Raw genomic sequence first — 1202 nt, forward strand, 5'->3', positions numbered from 1 at the left:
GAATGCTCAAATTCAAGCTCAAGCTGAAGCTTTAGGCTTGAACTATGCTTTTTTGCCCGTCATCCCAGGTGCGTTTACGCAGGATCAAGTTATTGAAATGGCGCGTTTACTCAAAACAATGCCTGGCCCCATATTGGCTTTTTGCCGTTCTGGTGCTCGCTCTACGAATTTGTACCAAATGGCGCTACAAGTTCGTTGATTCATCTTTGATTGCCAGCGAGAATTCATGCGCATAGAGATCCCAGAGGAGAAAAAGTTTGTTCATGAGATGAATATGCCGATTCGTTGGGGCGATATGGATGCATATGGCCATGTCAACAACACGGTGTACTTTCGTTACATGGAACAGGCTAGGGTAGAGTGGATTACTTCTCTTGGTTACAACGTCGCGCCTGGTGACGAGTCTATGCTGATGATGAATGGCTTTTGCAACTTCTATCAACAGCTTTCCTACCCAGGCGATTTGATTTTAAAAACCTATATCGGAAATATCGGTCGTTCCAGTTTGGATGTCTTTACTACGATGGCTTTAACTACGGACCCTGACAGGATGGCTGCAGTCGGTGGAGCAACCATGGTGTGGGTTGATCTAAAGTCCGGTAAATCCTCGCCTTGGCCTGATGATGTCATCAGTAAGCTACGATAGGATATTGTTTGCAACCCAGCAATCCACATATTTTTAGCACTGAAAAGCTGGCGTCATCTTTAAATCAGTTTGATGCCATTATTGATGTCAGGTCTCCAGCTGAATTTGCTTTGGATCATATTCCTGGCGCTATTAATCTTCCGGTCTTAAGTAATGATGAGCGCATTGAGATCGGCACCTTGTATAAGCAAGTATCACCTTTTGCTGCAAAGAAATTAGGTGCTGCCTATGTCTCCCGCAATATTGCCAATCATTTAGAACACTCTCTCATCGACTTTCCAAGAGAATGGCGTCCTTTAATTTATTGCTGGCGGGGTGGTGAGCGCAGTGGTGCCTTCACCCATATCCTCAATCGTATTGGCTGGAAAGCTTTGCAATTGCAGAATGGCTATCAAGGCTTTCGGCGTGTTGTGATTGATGGTTTAGATCAAGCTGCTAAAGATTTTTCTTTTCAGGTGATTGCTGGCATGACTGGTAGCGGCAAGACTCGCATTCTTCAGGAGATTGGCTCGCTGGGTCAGCAGATAATTGATCTTGAGGGATTGGCTATTCATCG

3 protein-coding genes are annotated in these 1202 nt (G+C 45.0%); all 3 read left to right on the plus strand.

Features of this window, described 5'->3' with window-relative positions:
* On the plus strand, nucleotides 1–199 hold a 199-nt coding region (locus B7Y67_RS18605), incomplete at its 5' end, for a sulfur transferase domain-containing protein (RefSeq protein WP_293599905.1).
* 27 nt (nucleotides 200–226) lie between these two features.
* Nucleotides 227–646 carry a thioesterase family protein gene (locus B7Y67_RS18610; RefSeq protein WP_293599906.1) on the plus strand — a complete coding sequence of 140 codons (420 nt, stop codon included), beginning with the start codon at nucleotides 227–229 and terminating at the stop codon, nucleotides 644–646.
* Nucleotides 647–654: 8 nt separating this feature from the next.
* Nucleotides 655–1202: tRNA 2-selenouridine(34) synthase MnmH (gene mnmH / locus B7Y67_RS18615; protein WP_293599907.1), on the plus strand; the 548-nt coding region annotated here is incomplete at its 3' end.

It is taken from the genome of Polynucleobacter sp. 35-46-11, assembly GCF_002281105.1.